The sequence below is a fragment of the Pseudomonas sp. LLC-1 genome (assembly GCF_002992185.1).
Lineage (GTDB): Bacteria > Pseudomonadota > Gammaproteobacteria > Pseudomonadales > Pseudomonadaceae > Aquipseudomonas > Aquipseudomonas monteilii.
This window is the reverse complement of record NZ_LUVY01000005.1, coordinates 1-15,324: the sequence shown is the minus strand read 5'-3', so window position 1 is coordinate 15,324 and position 15,324 is coordinate 1. Positions and strand designations below refer to the sequence as shown.

Below are 15,324 nucleotides of genomic sequence, written 5' to 3'. Positions count from 1 at the left end.
TGTAGCGGGATTCCCCGGGGCTGCTGCGCAGCCCATCGCGACACAAGGCCGCTCCCACAGGTACTGCATGGGCCCTCAGCCCAAGCGCCCTTCTGGGGCATAGGGCGCTGGGTCGATGATCGGCTCAGTACCGGTCAGCAAATCGGTGAACAACTGGCACGAAGCCGGCGCCAGCACCAGCCCATTACGGTAATGGCCGCAGTTCAGCCACAACCCCGCATACCCCGGCACCGGCCCGATATACGGAATGCCTTCCGGCGACCCCGGCCGCAGTCCCGCCCAGTGCCCAACCACGGTGGCCCCCTCAAGCTCAGGCAACAACTCCACCGCCGATGCCTTCAGGCTTTCCAGCGCATCCCCGGTCGGGGTTTTGTCATACCCGGCATGTTCCAGCGTACTGCCCACCAGAATGTGCCCATCGCGACGCGGGATCGCGTAGCGCCCCTTGGCCAGCACCATGCTCGGCAAGAAATCTTCGGCACACTTGAACAAAATCATCTGGCCCTTCACCGGCTCCACCGGCAGCTCAAGGCCAACGGTACGCAAGAGGTCGCCACTCCAGGCGCCAGCACTGAGCACCACCTCATCCGCCGCCAGCACGCCATCAGCCGTCTGCACACCGGTCACACGCCCGTCTTGCTGAACGAAGCCGGTGATCTGACAGTGTTCGCGCAGGGTTACGTTCGGCAGCGCCAGCAACGCCGCCTTCAGCGACTTGACCAGGCGCGGGTTGCGCACATTGGCCACGCCAGCCATGTAGATGCCGCGCTTGAAGCCCGGGCCCAGCACCGGCACCGCATCATAGGCCGCCGAGATATCCACGGCACTCAGCGGCCGCTGTTCGCGCTCGGCCCAGGCCAGCGCTTCGGCCTCGTCGTCCAGGTCCAGCCAATACAGGCCGGTGGTGTGCACTTCGGGGTCGACGCCGGTGCTGGCGAACAAACGCTCGCCCAGCTGTGGATAAAAGTCCTGCGACCAGTGCGCCAGGGCGGTCACCGCCGGGCTGTAGCGCCACGGGTACAGCGGCGAAACAATGCCACCACCGGCCCACGACGACTCACGGCCGACCTCGCCCTGGTCACACACCACCACCTGCCCGACCTTCGCCGCCAGGTTGAATGCCGTCAGCAGGCCGATGACCCCGCCACCGACCACCACTACTTGCTTGCTCATCTGTCGATCCAACACCTGAAGTAAAACCGCGATGCACGGGGCATCATTCAACCTTCAGCTTCCCCAGCAGTGGGCGCCGTGTTCAACAGCACCCGGATTGCGCTGCACGCCGGCCTGGTCAAGCTGGAAGTCGCCACAGCCATCCTGCGCCATCAGCCCATGCGGCAGCCGCCGGGCGCGCAGTGTGAAGGTGTCGCTGTCGCGCTGGGCCTGCAGGCTGTAATAGCGGGTGCCGTCGGGCAAGGCCGGGTCGCCTTCGGCGTATTGGCCGGTGCGCACGCGGTGGCGCTCCAGGCGCAAGGCGGCATCGTGCAGCAGGCCAACCACTTCGCTGCGCGCGGCTCGCCGAAGCTGGTCGCTGTAACTGGGGTAGGCAATGGCTGCCAGAATGCCGGTCACGGCCAGCACAATCAACAGCTCGATCAGGCTCAAGCCTTGCTGCATGTCAGTCTCCTCTCAGTCTTTGACGCCAGGTGATGCGCTGGATTGTGTCGCCGGCCACGGCGTAGACAGCTTCCAGTACCTGCCGGGCTTGTGCTTGCCGGCTGACGGCGGTTACCCGGTACAAAGCAACTTGCGGCCCTTCCGGCATGTGCGCAGCGCGCTCGCTCATGCCTAGATGCTGGATCTGGAAGTAGCCGCTCTTGCTGCCCTGCCACTGCCCCGTCAAATCGTGCGGGTGTGGCGGGGGCAGGCACATCTGGCATTTGCCTGGAGGTGCCCGCAGCAGTTCATCTGCCCCGGCCTGCAATGTGGCCTCTGCCTCTTCGAACGCCAGCAGGCCATCGCGCAGGTAGCCGGCCATGCGCGTCTCCACCAAGGCATCACGCAAGGCAGAGGCTGTCAGCAAGCCGAGCAGCAGGCTCAGTACCAACGCCAACAGCAGCACGACACCGCGTTGACGCTTCATGGCCCCGGCACCCGATTGCGCAGCGCCACGCTCAGTTCATGGCGCTGTTCGAGTTTGAGCGTGGGCTCGTACAACATCAGCGTGATGTCTACCCTCTCCCCCTGCGGCGTTTGCACACGTTCGAAGCGCGCCTCTCGCACATTCTCGACCAGCGGTTGGAAGTTGCCTTTTCGCTTGAACCTCAGCTTATTGCCATGGAACTGATAGACGTACTGGCTGATGGGGAACGTCAGTGGGTAACCCTCTACCGTTTTTTTATCCACGCGTACTTTTTCGATGCAGTCCGTCTGCAACACCCAGTCACCGTTGCCAGTTTTTCCTGACAACTCCGCCACAACCAGGCTGAGGGTAGTGGCTTCAACCTCCAGGGGGCGGGCGAAAGCCTGCCGCGCAGCCGGGTCCTCAAAGTCATCAGGTCTAATCCGCAGGCAACCAAACATCCCTGCCATGCGGATATCCTGCGCCATACGCAGCAAGGCAAGTCGTGCCTCATCCTGCATGCGCACTGCCGTACTTTGCAGACGCCAGGTCTGGTGTGCGGAGGTAAAGAGCTGGCTGGCCGCTGCCAGCAGCATCAACCCGATGGCCAGCGCCATCACCATCTCAAGCAGACCGAACCCAATCTGGCTGCGCCTCATCGCCGCCTCCGCTCATGCTCGCTGTACACCGCCATCGCGGCCTGCCCATCACGACGTGCGCCGTCCGCAGCCTGCAATGCCTGCAACTGCATCGCTGCCGTTGCGAACATGCCCACGGCCACAACCACGACTGCCAACAACACTTCCAGGAGCGTCATGCCCCGTTGCCTTGCGTGCATCCCTGCACCTCCCGCGACTTTTCCTGCAATAGCCCTGAACCCGGCCGACTAGACGGCTTGGCCGACGAACGTGAAGCTATAGCCAAGCACTTCCAGGGAGGAATGCACGGTGAAGCAACGAGGCGTAACACTGATTCAAATGTTGTCGGCCTTAGCCGTGGCCGTCTTGCTGACACAGCTCGGTATACCGGCCTACGCAACGATGAGCGATGACCTACACCGGGCGGCAGCGGCCCGTGATTTGGCGCAAGCACTGCGCAGTGCGCGCAGCCATGCCATGCTGCAATCCCAACCGGTGCTGGTGCAGGCGTTGGACGGTAATTGGGGGAATGGTTGGCGGGTAGTGCTGGAGCATAACCAGCAAGTACTGCGTGAACATCGGCTTTCTCGACCAATGAAAATCACAGCGAATACTGGCGGAGAAGTGAAGTTCAGTGCTTTGGGTGTTCCGATGCAGCCAAACAACGCCCAGATGAGCGGCAGGCTTGTAGTCTGCGATAAACCCACCAGTCCCTATCGTGTGTTTATGGCAAGCACCGGCAGAATAGACCTGCGCACAGACAATCCCAATGATCCTCTGTGCGCAGGTTCCTGATCAGATCAGCGAACGAACCCGCAGCTCTTTAGGCATCGAGAACGTGATGTTTTCTTCCCGTCCATCCAGCTCTTCAGCGCCAGTCGCGCCCCAGGCCTTGAGCTGCTCGATCACGCCACGCACCAGCACTTCGGGGGCCGAAGCACCGGCGGTGATGCCGATTCGAGCGGCCTGGTCGAACCAACCTTGTTGCAGGTCTTCGGCACCGTCGATCAGGTAAGCCGGGGTGCCCATACGCTCGGCCAGCTCGCGCAGGCGGTTGGAGTTGGAGCTGTTCGGGCTGCCCACCACCAGCACCACATCGCATTCACCGGCCAGTTGCTTCACGGCATCCTGGCGGTTCTGGGTGGCGTAGCAGATGTCGTCCTTGCGAGGGCCACCGATGTTCGGGAAGCGTGCACGCAGGGCGTCGATGACGCGGCTGGTGTCGTCCATCGACAACGTGGTCTGGGTCACGAAGGCCAGGTGGTCCGGGTCGCGCACCTGCAGCTTGGCCACATCCTCTTCGTCTTCGACGAGGTAGATGGAGCCGCCGTTGCTGGCGTCGTACTGGCCCATGGTGCCTTCGACTTCCGGGTGCCCTTCGTGGCCGATGAGAATGCACTCACGGCCGTCGCGGCTGTACTTGGCCACCTCGATATGCACCTTGGTCACCAGCGGGCAGGTGGCATCGAACACTTTCAGGCCACGGCCAGCCGCTTCCTGGCGCACAGCCTGGGAAACACCGTGGGCACTGAAGATGACAATGACATCGTCCGGCACCTGGTCCAGCTCTTCGACGAAGATGGCACCGCGGTTGCGCAGGTCTTCCACCACGAACTTGTTGTGCACCACTTCGTGACGCACATAGATCGGCGGGCCGAAAACTTCCAGCGCGCGGTTGACGATCTCGATCGCCCGGTCGACCCCCGCGCAGAAGCCGCGAGGGTTGGCGAGTTTGATTTGCATGCTCGGCTCCAGGCTTACAGGGCCTTCACCTCGAGGATCTCCACCTCGAAGGTCAGGGTCTTGCCAGCCAGTGGGTGATTGAAGTCGATGGTCACCTGGTCGTCATCGAACGCTTTGACCACACCCGGCAGCTCGGTGTTGGCGGCGTCGTTGAAGATGATCAGCAGCCCTTCGGACAGCTCCATGCCTTCGAAGTTGGACCGCGGCATGACTTGCACGTTTTGCGGGTTGGGCTGGCCGAAGGCGTTCTCCGGGGCCACCACCACAGTACGCTTGTCACCGGCCTTGAAGCCGAACAGCGCGTTTTCGAAACCTGGCAGCAGGTTGCCGTCGCCCACCTTGAAGGTGGCCGGGGCCTTGTCGAACGTGCTGTCGACGGTGTCGCCGTTTTCCAGGTGCAGCGCGAAGTGCAGGGTGACTTCGGTGTTCTGGCCGATACGGGTGTCAGTCATGGACCGGATCCTCGGACTTCTTGCTCTTGAACATATCCAGCGCCAGCATCACCGCACCAACGGTAATGGCGCTGTCGGCCAGGTTGAAGGCCGGGAAGTAATGGCGGTTTTGCCAGTGCACCAGGATGAAGTCGACCACATGGCCCAGCACGACGCGGTCGTACAGGTTACCGATCGCGCCACCCAGCACCAGCGACAGCGCCACAGCCAGCCAGGTCTCATTGCGCCCCAGGCGCTTGAGCCACACCACCAGCACGGCACTGACCACCACGGCGATCAGGGCGAACAGCCAGCGCTGCCAGCCCGCGCCATCAGCCAGGAAGCTGAAGGCGGCGCCGGTGTTGTAGGCCAGGGTCCAGCTGAAGTAGTCCGGGATGACGACAATCTGCTGGTACATGGTCAAGGCGTTGTTGAAATACAGCTTGGTGGCCTGGTCGAGGACCAGGACCAGCAAGCTCAGCCAAAGCCATGCAAGGCGCCCGAAGCGCCCCGCTGCAGGGTTAGGCATAGTGACGCACCTCGCCCGAACCGCTCAGGTTGTCGACGCAACGGCTGCAGATTTCCGGGTGCTCCGGGTGGCTGCCGACGTCGGCGCGGAAGTGCCAGCAACGGCCGCACTTGGCGTGACCGGACTTGACCACTTTCAGCTTGAGGCCTTCGACTTCGGTGGCCACAGCATCCGCTGGCGCCTGCACGAACGGCACCACGCTGGCGGCCGACGTGATCAGCACGAAGCGCAGCTCGTCGCCCAGCTTGCCCAGGTCGGCGCTCAGGCCTTCGTCGGCGTACAGGGTGACCTCGGCCTGCAGGTTGCCGCCGATGACCTTGGCGGTACGCTGGTTTTCCAGCTCTTTGTTGACCGAGGCCTTCACTGCCATCACGCGGTCCCAGTAGGCGCGGTCCAGCTCGGTGCCTTCCGGCAGCTCGCTCAGGCCCTGGTACCAGCCGTTGAGCATCACCGACTCGTTGCGCTCGCCCGGCAGGTACTGCCAGATTTCATCGGCGGTGAATGCCAGGATCGGCGCGATCCAGCGCACCAGCGCTTCGCTGATGTGGTACAGCGCAGTCTGGCAGGAACGGCGGGCGACACTGTTGGCGCCGGTGGTGTACTGGCGGTCCTTGATGATGTCGAGGTAGAAGCCGCCCAGCTCCTGAACGCAGAAGTTGTGCACCTTGGAGTAGACGTTCCAGAAACGGTACTCGCTGTAGTGCTCTTCCAGCTCGCGTTGCAGCAACAGGGTGCGGTCCACGGCCCAGCGGTCCAGTGCCAGCATGTCTTCCGGGGCCAGCAGGTCGCGGGCCGGGTCGAAGCCGGACAGGTTGGACAGCAGGAAGCGTGCGGTATTGCGGATACGGCGGTAGGCGTCGGCGCTGCGCTGCAGGATCTGCTCGGAAACCGCCATTTCACCGGAGTAGTCGGTAGCGGAAACCCACAGGCGCAGGATGTCGGCACCCAGGGTGTTGTTGACCTTCTCCGGCTCGATGGTGTTGCCCAGCGACTTGGACATCTTGCGGCCGTTCTCGTCCACGGTGAAGCCGTGGGTCAGCAGCTCGCGGTATGGCGCATGGTTGTCGATGGCGCAACCGGTGAGCAAGGAAGAGTGGAACCAGCCGCGGTGCTGGTCGGAACCTTCCAGGTACAGGTCGGCACGCGGGCCGGTAGCGTGGCCGATGTCGTGCGAGCCACGCAATACGTGCCAGTGGGTGGTGCCCGAGTCGAACCACACGTCGAGGGTGTCGGCGATCTTGTCGTACTGGTCGGCTTCAGCGCCCAGCAGCTCGGCAGCGTCCAGCTTGAACCAGGCTTCGATGCCTTCCTGTTCGACGCGCTTGGCCACGGCTTCCATCAGCTCGACGGTGCGCGGGTGCAGCTCGCCGGTTTGCTTGTGCAGGAAGAACGGGATCGGTACACCCCAGTCGCGCTGACGCGAGATGCACCAGTCCGGGCGGTTGGCGATCATCGAATGCAGACGCGCCTGGCCCCAGGCCGGGACGAACTTGGTCTCTTCGATGGCCTTCAGGGCGCGCTCACGCAGCGGCTCGCCAGTAGACGGCTGCTTGTCCATGCCCACGAACCACTGCGCGGTGGCGCGGTAGATCAGCGGGGTTTTGTGACGCCAGCAGTGCATGTAGCTGTGGCTGATGGTTTCGGTGTGCATCAGCGCACCGACTTCGCTCAGCTTCTCGACGATGGCCGGATTGGCCTTCCAGATGAACTGGCCGCCGAAGAAGGGCAGCGACTCGACATATACACCGTTGCTCTGCACCGGGGTGAGGATGTCGTCATTGACCATGCCGTAGCGTTTGCAGGTGACGAAGTCGTCTTCACCGTAGGCTGGCGAGGAGTGCACCACGCCGGTACCGGCGCCCAGCTCGACGTAGTCAGCCAGGTAGATCGGCGACAGGCGGTCGTAGAACGGGTGGCGGAAGTTGATCAGTTCCAGCGCCGAACCTTGCGCGGTAGCGATGACCGAACCTTCCAGGTTGTAGCGCTTGAGGCACGACTCGACCAGCTCTTCTGCCAGCACCAGCAGGCGCTCACCGGTATCGACCAAGGCGTATTTGAACTCCGGGTGGATGTTCAGCGCCTGGTTGGCCGGGATGGTCCACGGGGTGGTGGTCCAGATCACGATGGCGGCTGGCTTGGCCAGCGTATCCAGGCCGAAAGCGGCGGCCAGCTTGGCCTCGTCGGCAACCGGGAAGGCCACGTCGATGGTCTGGGATTTCTTGTCGGCGTACTCGACCTCGGCCTCGGCCAGCGCCGAACCGCAATCGAAGCACCAGTTCACAGGCTTGAGGCCCTTGAACACGAAGCCTTGCTTGACCATTTCGGCCAGAGCGCGGATTTCGCCGGCTTCGTTGGCGAAGTTCATGGTCTTGTACGGGTTGTCCCAGTCACCCAGCACACCCAGGCGGATGAACTCGGTCTTCTGCCCTTCGATCTGCTCGGCAGCATACTCGCGGCACAGCTCGCGGGTGCGGTCGGCGGACAGGTGCTTGCCGTGGGTTACCTCGACCTTGTGCTCGATCGGCAGGCCATGGCAGTCCCAGCCAGGCACGTACGGCGCATCGAAGCCGGCCAGGGTCTTGGAACGGACGATCATGTCCTTGAGGATCTTGTTCAGCGCATGACCGATGTGAATCTTGCCGTTGGCATAGGGCGGGCCGTCGTGCAGGACGAACTTGGGACGATCCTTGCCAATTTCGCGCAGCTTCTGGTACAGGCCAATGCTGTCCCAGCGCTGCAGGATCTGCGGTTCGCGCTGAGGCAGGCCGGCCTTCATGGGGAAGGCGGTGTCCGGAAGGTTAAGCGTGGCTTTGTAGTCGGTCATTTCAGGCTCTTCGTTAGCGGTTGAGCGTGCCAATGTGCACGTGCGGCGGCGATATCCGCATCGATCGCCGACTTCAGCGCCTCCAGGGAGGCGAATCGCTGCTCTTCACGCAGCTTGTGGTGGAACTCCACCGTCAGGCGCCGGCCGTAAAGGTCGCCGGCATAATCCAGCAGATGAATCTCCAGGTGCGGGCGCCCATCACCGGCAACGGTGGGGCGCACGCCGATATTGCCGACACCCGGCCAGGCCTTGCCGTCGATCTCGATGCTGGCCAGGTAGACCCCGGACAGCGGCACGCGGCGGCGCTTGAGCTGGATGTTGGCGGTAGGTGTGCCGAGCTGGCGGGCCAGCTTCTGGCCATGCAGCACGCGGCCGGTGATGCTGTACGGGCGGCCCAGCAGGTGCTCGGCCAGCTCGAAGTTGCCCTCGGACAGCGCTTTGCGCACTTCGGTGCTGCTGACCCGCAGGCCGTCCTGGATCACCGTATTGGCGGCCTCGACGGTGAAACCGTACTGCTTGCCGGCCTCGACCAGGAAGGCGAAGTCACCGGCGCGGTCACAGCCAAAGCGGAAGTCGTCACCCACTTCAAGGTGACGCACACCCAAGCCGTCAACCAGGATGGCCTTGACGAAGGCATCGGCGCTGAGCTTGCTCAGCCGCTGGTTGAACGCCAGGCACAGCACCCGGTCGATACCTTCGGCGGCCAGTAGCTCGACCTTGTCGCGCAGGCGTGCCAGACGCGCCGGTGCGGTATCGGGGGCAAAATACTCGCGCGGTTGCGGTTCGAAGATCACCACACAGGTCGGCAGGCCCAACGCCTGGCCGCGCTCGCGCAGGCGCGCCAGGATTGCCTGGTGGCCGCGGTGAACCCCGTCGAAGTTGCCAATGGTGGCGACACAGCCCCGGTGCTCGGGGCGCAGGTTGTGAAGACCTCGAACCAGCTGCATAACGCGCTTCTTGCTCATAAAGTGGCCGATTATAACCACACCCGGGCGCTGGTGACAGGCAGCAGCGCCCAAGGGCGGCGTGGAATGTGAAAAACCGACGCCTGACCCGTCCGAAGCCTCAGTGCAGGGCCTTGCGGGCGAAATGCCGGGGCCGGAAGCCGCACAGGTACAGGCAGCCGAAATACGTCACGACACCTGCCAGGATCAACGCCCCAAGCCGCAGGAAGCGCTCCAGCATGATGCCCTGCTCCCAGGCCGGCATATAGTGCATGCCTGCCAGCAGTACAGCCGACATCAGCGTCACTGCCAAAACCAGCTTGAGCAGGAACACTGCCCAGCCTGGCTGCGGCTGGAACAACTGCTGACTGCGCAGCTTCCAGAACAGCAAGCCGGCATTCAGGCAGGCACCCAGGCTGATCGCCAATGCCAGGCCGGCATGCGCAAGCGGGCCGACCAGCGCAAGGTTGAACAACTGGGTACAGACCAAGGTGAAAATCGCGATCTTCACTGGCGTGCGGATATTCTGCTGCGCATAGAAGCCGGGTGCCAGTACCTTGACCAGAATGATCGCCAGCAAGCCTACGGAATACGCCATCAGCGCCCGCTGCGTCATGGCCGCATCAAACGCACTGAACTTGCCATATTGAAAGAGCGCAACGGTCAGTGGCTCGGCAAGAATGGCCAATGCCAGTGTGCAGGGCAGCACCAGCAGGAAGCACAGACGCAGGCCCCAGTCGAGGATTCGCGAATACTCCTCGCGGTCCTTGTTGGCATAGGTCTTGGCCAAAGTCGGCAGCAGGATGGTGCCCAGGGCCACGCCGAGCACGCCCGAGGGCAGCTCCATGAGGCGGTCGGCGTAGTACATCCACGACACCGAGCCGGCTACCAGGAAGGAGGCGAAGATGGTGTTGATGATCAGCGAAATCTGGCTTACCGAAACCCCGAGAATCGCCGGCAGCATCTGCTTCAGCACACGCCATACACCCGCGTCCTTGAGGTTCAGGCGCGGCAGCACGAGCATGCCGATCTTTTTCAGCGCTGGCAGCTGGTACAGCAACTGCGCCAGGCCACCGGCCAGCACACCCCAGGCCAAAGCCATGATCGGTGGGTCGAAGTACGGCGTCAGCAGCACGGCGAAGGCGATCATCGCCACGTTCAGCAGGGTCGGGGTGAAGGCGGGTACCGAAAAACGGTTCCAGGTATTGAGGATCGCCCCGGCCAGGGAAGACAGCGAGATCAGCAATATATAAGGAAAAGTCACCCGCAACAGCGCAGTGGTCAGCTCGTATTTTTCCGCGCTGTCGACAAAGCCCGGGGCTGTGGCCCACACCACCCACGGTGCCGCCAGGATGCCGATGGCAGTCACCAAGGCCAGGACCAGGGTCAACAGGCCACTGACATATGCGATGAAAGTGCGAGTCGCCTCCTCGCCTTGCTGGGTCTTGTATTCGGCCAGGATCGGCACGAAGGCTTGGGAGAAGGCCCCTTCGGCGAAGATGCGCCGCAGCAGGTTGGGCAGCTTGAACGCGATGAAGAAGGCATCGGTGGCGACACCAGCACCAAAGATGCGGGCCAGGATGGTGTCGCGAACAAAGCCCAGCACCCGCGAAATCATGGTGATCGAGCTTACTGCAGCCAGGGATTTGAGCAGGTTCATCGAAAAGATTCACGCCAATGACAGAGGACGCTGCCAGACAGCGTCCGAATGTGCGATACTCCCGCGCCTTCGCAGGGGAGCCAAAAATTCCCGAGTGTACAGGTCGCGCAGCAGAAAGGAATCTTTCCCGCTTGTTGGCGCACCGCTCGGCGGAACCTTGCAGGTGGCCTTGACATCCGGTCGACTGATCGGCATGATTCGCGGCCTATTTTGTTTGCTATTTACCTAAAGTCTTTCGAGGAGCTCGACGGTGGCCAACACACCTTCCGCCAAGAAACGTGCAAAACAGGCTGAGAAGCGTCGCAGCCACAACGCCAGCCTGCGTTCCATGGTCCGCACCTACATCAAGAATGTAGTTAAAGCCATCGACGCAAAAGACGCCGAAAAAGCGCAAGCCGCTTACGTTCTGGCTGTACCTGTAATCGACCGTATGGCCGACAAAGGTATCATCCACAAGAACAAGGCTGCTCGTCACAAAGGCCGTCTGAATGGCCACATCAAGGCGCTGAAAGAAGCTGCAGCTGCCTAAGCGACGTGCTAGTCGAAAAGCCGACCCTAGGGTCGGCTTTTTGTTGCCTGCGATTTGATGGACCTGCCCAAGTAACCTGATCTGACCTCATCGCCGGCAAGCCAGCTCCCACAGGAGTACCGCCAGACTCAAGGCTTGCACAGTCCCTGTGGGAGCTGGCTTGCCGGCGATGGGCCGCAAAGCGGCCCTCTTTGCCATCTACTTGGCTATCTGAATCTTCGGCGCCCACTGCATCCATTCATCCTCGGCCTTGTCGAACAAGGCGAAGGTCTGCTGTGGCCGAGCCGGGTTACCCATTTGCTCGCCATCTGGCGTAGCGAACGCGATACCACCGTCGATCAGGGTTTCCACCGACTCGGTACGCACCGTAGCTCCCTTGAACAGCCCCCAGTCGAAACCGAAGCCACTGCTGTTCCAGAAGCGGCTACCACTGCGCACCAAAGCCGCATAACGTGGCTCAATAAGGATATGGATCAGCACGCGATCGGCATTCTGGCCCAGCTCGAAGCCCGTCACCTTCCCCACCGCCACTTCTCGGTAGGTCACCGGCACACCCGGCTTGATCGACCCACGGCGTGGCGCACTGAGCGTCAATGGCAAACCGACTTCTGGCCCCGCCACCTGCGGCGCATCAGCCAAGGCGATGAAATCGCGCTGCGGGCCACGGTCCTTGGCCGCCGGCTGCACTTCCAGGTACTGCCCGCCCACAAGGGTGTCGAGGTTTTCGGTGCGTACCAGGCCCAAAGCCGGCTTGACCACCCAGAACTGCGTCCCGACACGGGCGATACGGTCGGCCGACTCGGTAATGCGAGCGCGCAGAAGCACCGCCTGCAGGTCATCGGTGAGGTCGACACTTTCGATACTGCCCACATCCAGGCCACGGAAGCGGATCGCCGTGCCCGGCTTCAGGCCATCTGCCCGGTCAACGCGGATGGTAATCAAGGTACCCGCGCGGTTTACCGCCTCTTGGCTATCATGCAGTCGGAAACGTGGAATATGGCGTTTGAGCGCTACATCGGGGCGTGGCGTGTCGAAGGCGATACCACCGGCCATCAGCGTTTGCAGCGACTCACTCTTGATCTTGATGCCCGACAGGCCGCCCGTCAGGGTGATACCACTGACGTTCCAGAAGCGCGACGAACCGTTGACCAGCTTCTCGTACTCTTTCTCGATATGCACGCCGATCAGAATGCGGTTGCTGTTACGGGCAAACTGGTAGCTCTGCACGCTGCCCACCTTCACCTGGCGGTACATTACCGGGCTGCCGATTTCCAGCGAACCCAGGGTATCGGCGAACAACACCATGTGCAGGCCCGGCGCCTTGAGGTCGAGCGGCGGCGCCTTGGCGCGGGCCTCGAACTCACGCTCGGGCCGTGCGCCCTTCTCGCCCGGGCGAATGGCGATGTAGTTACCTTTGACCAACGCCTCCAGGCCGGTGATACCCGCCAGGGAAATCGACGGCTTGACCACCCAGAACTGCGTGCCTTCGACCAGGTAGTCCTCGGTCAGCGGGTCCAGCGTCAGCTCCGCTGATGCACTGGCCAGGTTGTCTTCCATCTTCAGGGCTTTCAGCGAGCCCACCTGGATGCCCTTGTACATGACCGGCGTGCGACCTGCCTGCAGGCCTTCATAGTCACTCAGTTTCACTTTGACGCGAATACCGGCCTGGGCTGCATCGAAGTCTTCATACAGACGGAACGGCAGGCTCGGGTCGGTGGGTGGGCTGTCCTTGCGGTATTCCGGCGTGGCAAAAGCGATACCACCGGCCACGATGCTCGACAGCGACTCGCTGCGCACCTTAACACCCGAAAGCGAAGCATCGATGCTGACGCCACTGGCGTTCCAGAAACGCGTGTGCTTGCGCACCAGGCTGGCGTAGGCTGGCTCGATGAAGACTTTGACCTCTACAGTGCTCTGGTCCTCGGACAAGCGGTAGCTTTTTACGCGACCAACCTGGATCTGCTTGTAGAACACCGGGCTGTCGCGGTTGAGCGAGCCCAGCCTGTCAGCCTTGAGCGTCAAATGCAGGCCTGGCTCCGTGTCCGAGAGCGGTGGTGCCACCTTCAATGCGGTGAAGCGCTTGGTGCGCTCCCCCTCCCCCGGGCTAACGGCGATGTAGTTACCCGATACCAATGTTTCAAGACCGGAAATACCCGCCAGGCTGACACTCGGCTTCACCAGCCAGAAGCGCGTGCCTTTGGTCAGGTGAGGCTCGGCGGCCTTGTTCATCTCGATGGTAGCGATCACACCCTGGTTGTCGCCCTTGGCGTCGAGCACCAGGCTTACCACCTTGCCAACCGGCATGCCCTTGTAGATCACCTCAGTCTTGTTGGCGACGATCCCCTCGCCGGACTCGAAACGGACTTCAATTTGCACGCCGGCATCACGGTAGGCTTGCCATGCGAGCCAGCCACCGATCATCAAGGCGATCAAAGGCAGGATCCAGATGGCCGACCAGTTCGAGGCTGGGCGGGTTTTAGCCGTTGGCAGGTCACTCATGGTCGTCATCCGACTCCGTGTTATCCCAAATCAGTCGGGGATCGAAAGTTAAAGCGGCAAGCATTGTCAGAATCACCACAGTTGCGAAGGCGACAGCGCCCAGGTTGGCTTCGACACTGGCTATTCGGCCGAAATTCACCACCGCCACCAAAATGGCAATGACGAAGATATCCAGCATGGACCAGCGCCCAATGAATTCGATAAAGCGGTACATCAAAATCCGTTGTCGGGCAGACAGCGGTTGCCGGCGCTGAACGGAGTACAGCAGCAAGCCGATACCCACCAGCTTGAACGTGGGCACCAGGATACTGGCAATGAACACCACAGCCGCAATGGGCACCATACCGTGCTTGAGCAGCGTGATGACGCCAGACATGATCGTGTCGGGGCTGCCCTGACCAAGCGTACTCACGGTCATGATCGGCAGCATGTTGGCCGGGATGTACAGGATCGATGCAGCAATCAGTAATGCCCAGGTACGCACGATGCTGTTCGGCCGGCGCGCATGCACGATGGCCCCGCAACGCGTACAGGTCTGTGAAGTGCTGTCGGGCTCTTGCCGGTTCAGCTCGTGACATTCATTGCAGACAAGAATGCCCGCATCAATCGCCCGCATGCAGGTCCTCCCCCGATAGCGCACTCCAGATCTGGTGAGGTGACATCACCACTTCGAGCCACACCTGAATCAATAGCAGGCTGATGAAGCAGAACAGCCCTAGGCCCACCGTCAATTCGGCCAGGTCCACCAACTTGACGATGGCCACAAGCACACCCATGAAATAGACCTCGAGCATGCCCCAATCACGCAGGTGGTGATAGATGCGGTAGAACAGCAGGCCGAAGCTGCGCCCCACATTCAGGCGGATACTCAGCAGCACTGCCAACTGGCAAAGCAGTTTTGCCAGGGGAATGGCCATGCTACACAGGAACACCACCACGGCTACGCCGCGCATTCCTGAGTTGTACAGGCCCAACACACCACTCCAGACAGTGTCGTCCGAGGTCTGGCCAAGCAGGTGCAGCTGCATGATTGGCAGGAAATTGGCTGGCACGAAAAGCAACAGGGCGGTCAGTACCAAGGCCAGACTGCGGTTGACCACATTGTGTCGGTGAGCGTAGAGCTCGTAGCCACAGCGCGGGCATTGGGCTTTTTCGTCGTGCTGGAGCACGGGCTTGCGCAGCAGCAGGTCGCACTCGTGGCAAGCGACAAGCTCGTCCAGCGGCAACTGGGCCAGGGTTTCAGGTTCGACAGATTTGGGCATATAGCGCTTCTGAATAGGTGCGTGGGGCTATTCTAGTGTTCTGGCTCGAATTGTGGGAGGGAGACCTGTGGGAGCGGCTTTAGCCGCGAAGCAAGCGACGCGGAGGATGGCACCGGCTTTGCCGGTGTTCGCGGCTAAAGCCGCTCCTACAGGGATCTGGGCAAGGCCGAGACTTGCGTGAGAGCTTGGCTTTTCCGGGCTAT

At 62.0% G+C, this 15,324-nt stretch carries 16 protein-coding genes; 2 read left to right on the top strand and 14 right to left on the bottom strand.

Annotated elements, in window-relative coordinates; all coding sequences use genetic code 11:
• Window positions 1–75: 75 nt before the first annotated feature.
• The 5 genes from thiO to A0O30_RS03070 are packed head-to-tail and all read right to left on the bottom strand — an operon-like array spanning window position 76 to window position 2,900.
• Window positions 76–1,173: a glycine oxidase ThiO gene (gene thiO / locus A0O30_RS03090; protein ID WP_105945544.1), complete on the bottom strand. Its 1,098-nt coding sequence runs from the start codon at window positions 1,171–1,173 to the stop codon at window positions 76–78.
• A 54-nt stretch (window positions 1,174–1,227) separates the two neighbouring features.
• A complete protein-coding gene (locus A0O30_RS03085; RefSeq protein ID WP_019099324.1) occupies window positions 1,228–1,617 on the bottom strand; it encodes a type IV pilin protein in 390 nt (129 codons plus the stop codon).
• A gap of 1 nt (window position 1,618) precedes the next feature.
• The gene (locus A0O30_RS03080) at window positions 1,619–2,083 is read right to left on the bottom strand and encodes a hypothetical protein (protein ID WP_105945543.1); all 465 of its coding nucleotides are present in this window, start codon (window positions 2,081–2,083) and stop codon (window positions 1,619–1,621) included.
• On the bottom strand, window positions 2,080–2,721 hold the full coding sequence (locus tag A0O30_RS03075; protein ID WP_105945542.1) for a PilW family protein: 642 nt from the start codon (window positions 2,719–2,721) through the stop codon (window positions 2,080–2,082). Before A0O30_RS03075 ends, A0O30_RS03080 begins: the two co-directional genes overlap by 4 nt.
• Window positions 2,718–2,900 carry a prepilin-type N-terminal cleavage/methylation domain-containing protein gene (locus A0O30_RS03070; RefSeq protein ID WP_105945541.1) on the bottom strand — a complete coding sequence of 61 codons (183 nt, stop codon included), beginning with the start codon at window positions 2,898–2,900 and terminating at the stop codon, window positions 2,718–2,720. The genes A0O30_RS03075 and A0O30_RS03070 overlap by 4 nt, the downstream gene beginning before the upstream one ends.
• A gap of 109 nt (window positions 2,901–3,009) precedes the next feature.
• Between A0O30_RS03070 and A0O30_RS03065 the strand changes: the two genes are divergently transcribed.
• The gene (locus tag A0O30_RS03065; RefSeq protein WP_105945540.1) at window positions 3,010–3,495 is read left to right on the top strand and encodes a GspH/FimT family pseudopilin; all 486 of its coding nucleotides are present in this window, start codon (window positions 3,010–3,012) and stop codon (window positions 3,493–3,495) included.
• On the opposite strand, the gene ispH is transcribed toward A0O30_RS03065, so the two are convergent.
• The 6 genes from ispH to murJ form a co-directional block, all read right to left on the bottom strand.
• Entirely contained in the window at window positions 3,496–4,443 is a 948-nt protein-coding gene (gene ispH, locus A0O30_RS03060; protein WP_016713410.1) for a 4-hydroxy-3-methylbut-2-enyl diphosphate reductase, read from the bottom strand.
• A 14-nt stretch (window positions 4,444–4,457) separates the two neighbouring features.
• Window positions 4,458–4,895: an FKBP-type peptidyl-prolyl cis-trans isomerase gene (gene fkpB / locus A0O30_RS03055; protein WP_003247607.1), complete on the bottom strand. Its 438-nt coding sequence runs from the start codon at window positions 4,893–4,895 to the stop codon at window positions 4,458–4,460.
• Window positions 4,888–5,403 (bottom strand): signal peptidase II, encoded by a 516-nt coding sequence (lspA, locus tag A0O30_RS03050; RefSeq protein ID WP_105945539.1) that lies wholly within the window; start codon window positions 5,401–5,403, stop codon window positions 4,888–4,890. The genes fkpB and lspA overlap by 8 nt, the downstream gene beginning before the upstream one ends.
• Complete coding sequence (gene ileS / locus A0O30_RS03045) at window positions 5,396–8,227, bottom strand: isoleucine--tRNA ligase (protein ID WP_105945538.1); 2,832 nt, start codon at window positions 8,225–8,227, stop codon at window positions 5,396–5,398. The genes lspA and ileS overlap by 8 nt, the downstream gene beginning before the upstream one ends.
• Complete coding sequence (gene ribF, locus A0O30_RS03040; RefSeq protein WP_060501367.1) at window positions 8,224–9,174, bottom strand: bifunctional riboflavin kinase/FAD synthetase; 951 nt, start codon at window positions 9,172–9,174, stop codon at window positions 8,224–8,226. Before ribF ends, ileS begins: the two co-directional genes overlap by 4 nt.
• Before the next feature lie 118 nt (window positions 9,175–9,292).
• A complete protein-coding gene (murJ, locus tag A0O30_RS03035; RefSeq protein WP_105945537.1) occupies window positions 9,293–10,831 on the bottom strand; it encodes a murein biosynthesis integral membrane protein MurJ in 1,539 nt (512 codons plus the stop codon).
• Between the two features lie 250 nt (window positions 10,832–11,081).
• Between murJ and rpsT the strand changes: the two genes are divergently transcribed.
• Window positions 11,082–11,360: a 30S ribosomal protein S20 gene (gene rpsT, locus A0O30_RS03030; protein WP_003247625.1), complete on the top strand. Its 279-nt coding sequence runs from the start codon at window positions 11,082–11,084 to the stop codon at window positions 11,358–11,360.
• A gap of 198 nt (window positions 11,361–11,558) precedes the next feature.
• Here rpsT and A0O30_RS03025 read toward each other — a convergent pair whose 3' ends face one another.
• From A0O30_RS03025 to A0O30_RS03015, 3 genes are read right to left on the bottom strand one after another with little or no spacing between them, the layout of a single operon-like run.
• On the bottom strand, window positions 11,559–13,859 hold the full coding sequence (locus tag A0O30_RS03025; protein ID WP_105945536.1) for a PqiB family protein: 2,301 nt from the start codon (window positions 13,857–13,859) through the stop codon (window positions 11,559–11,561).
• Window positions 13,852–14,475 carry a paraquat-inducible protein A gene (locus A0O30_RS03020; protein ID WP_060501363.1) on the bottom strand — a complete coding sequence of 208 codons (624 nt, stop codon included), beginning with the start codon at window positions 14,473–14,475 and terminating at the stop codon, window positions 13,852–13,854. The genes A0O30_RS03025 and A0O30_RS03020 overlap by 8 nt, the downstream gene beginning before the upstream one ends.
• On the bottom strand, window positions 14,462–15,121 hold the full coding sequence (locus tag A0O30_RS03015; RefSeq protein ID WP_105945535.1) for a paraquat-inducible protein A: 660 nt from the start codon (window positions 15,119–15,121) through the stop codon (window positions 14,462–14,464). Before A0O30_RS03015 ends, A0O30_RS03020 begins: the two co-directional genes overlap by 14 nt.
• Window positions 15,122–15,324 lie beyond the last annotated feature (203 nt).

What these genes read in the sequence shown, in the direction of transcription:
- A0O30_RS03070 (WP_105945541.1), bottom strand. Translation starts at nt 2,900, where the DNA reads ATGCACGCAAGGCAACGGGGCATGACGCTCCTGGAAGTGTTGTTGGCA.
- A0O30_RS03020 (WP_060501363.1), bottom strand. Translation starts at nt 14,475, where the DNA reads ATGCGGGCGATTGATGCGGGCATTCTTGTCTGCAATGAATGTCACGAG.
- A0O30_RS03085 (WP_019099324.1), bottom strand. Translation starts at nt 1,617, where the DNA reads ATGCAGCAAGGCTTGAGCCTGATCGAGCTGTTGATTGTGCTGGCCGTG.
- A0O30_RS03075 (WP_105945542.1), bottom strand. Translation starts at nt 2,721, where the DNA reads ATGAGGCGCAGCCAGATTGGGTTCGGTCTGCTTGAGATGGTGATGGCG.
- A0O30_RS03025 (WP_105945536.1), bottom strand. Translation starts at nt 13,859, where the DNA reads ATGAGTGACCTGCCAACGGCTAAAACCCGCCCAGCCTCGAACTGGTCG.
- A0O30_RS03015 (WP_105945535.1), bottom strand. Translation starts at nt 15,121, where the DNA reads ATGCCCAAATCTGTCGAACCTGAAACCCTGGCCCAGTTGCCGCTGGAC.
- ribF (WP_060501367.1), bottom strand. Translation starts at nt 9,174, where the DNA reads ATGCAGCTGGTTCGAGGTCTTCACAACCTGCGCCCCGAGCACCGGGGC.
- ileS (WP_105945538.1), bottom strand. Translation starts at nt 8,227, where the DNA reads ATGACCGACTACAAAGCCACGCTTAACCTTCCGGACACCGCCTTCCCC.
- fkpB (WP_003247607.1), bottom strand. Translation starts at nt 4,895, where the DNA reads ATGACTGACACCCGTATCGGCCAGAACACCGAAGTCACCCTGCACTTC.
- ispH (WP_016713410.1), bottom strand. Translation starts at nt 4,443, where the DNA reads ATGCAAATCAAACTCGCCAACCCTCGCGGCTTCTGCGCGGGGGTCGAC.
- murJ (WP_105945537.1), bottom strand. Translation starts at nt 10,831, where the DNA reads ATGAACCTGCTCAAATCCCTGGCTGCAGTAAGCTCGATCACCATGATT.
- thiO (WP_105945544.1), bottom strand. Translation starts at nt 1,173, where the DNA reads ATGAGCAAGCAAGTAGTGGTGGTCGGTGGCGGGGTCATCGGCCTGCTG.
- A0O30_RS03080 (WP_105945543.1), bottom strand. Translation starts at nt 2,083, where the DNA reads ATGAAGCGTCAACGCGGTGTCGTGCTGCTGTTGGCGTTGGTACTGAGC.
- lspA (WP_105945539.1), bottom strand. Translation starts at nt 5,403, where the DNA reads ATGCCTAACCCTGCAGCGGGGCGCTTCGGGCGCCTTGCATGGCTTTGG.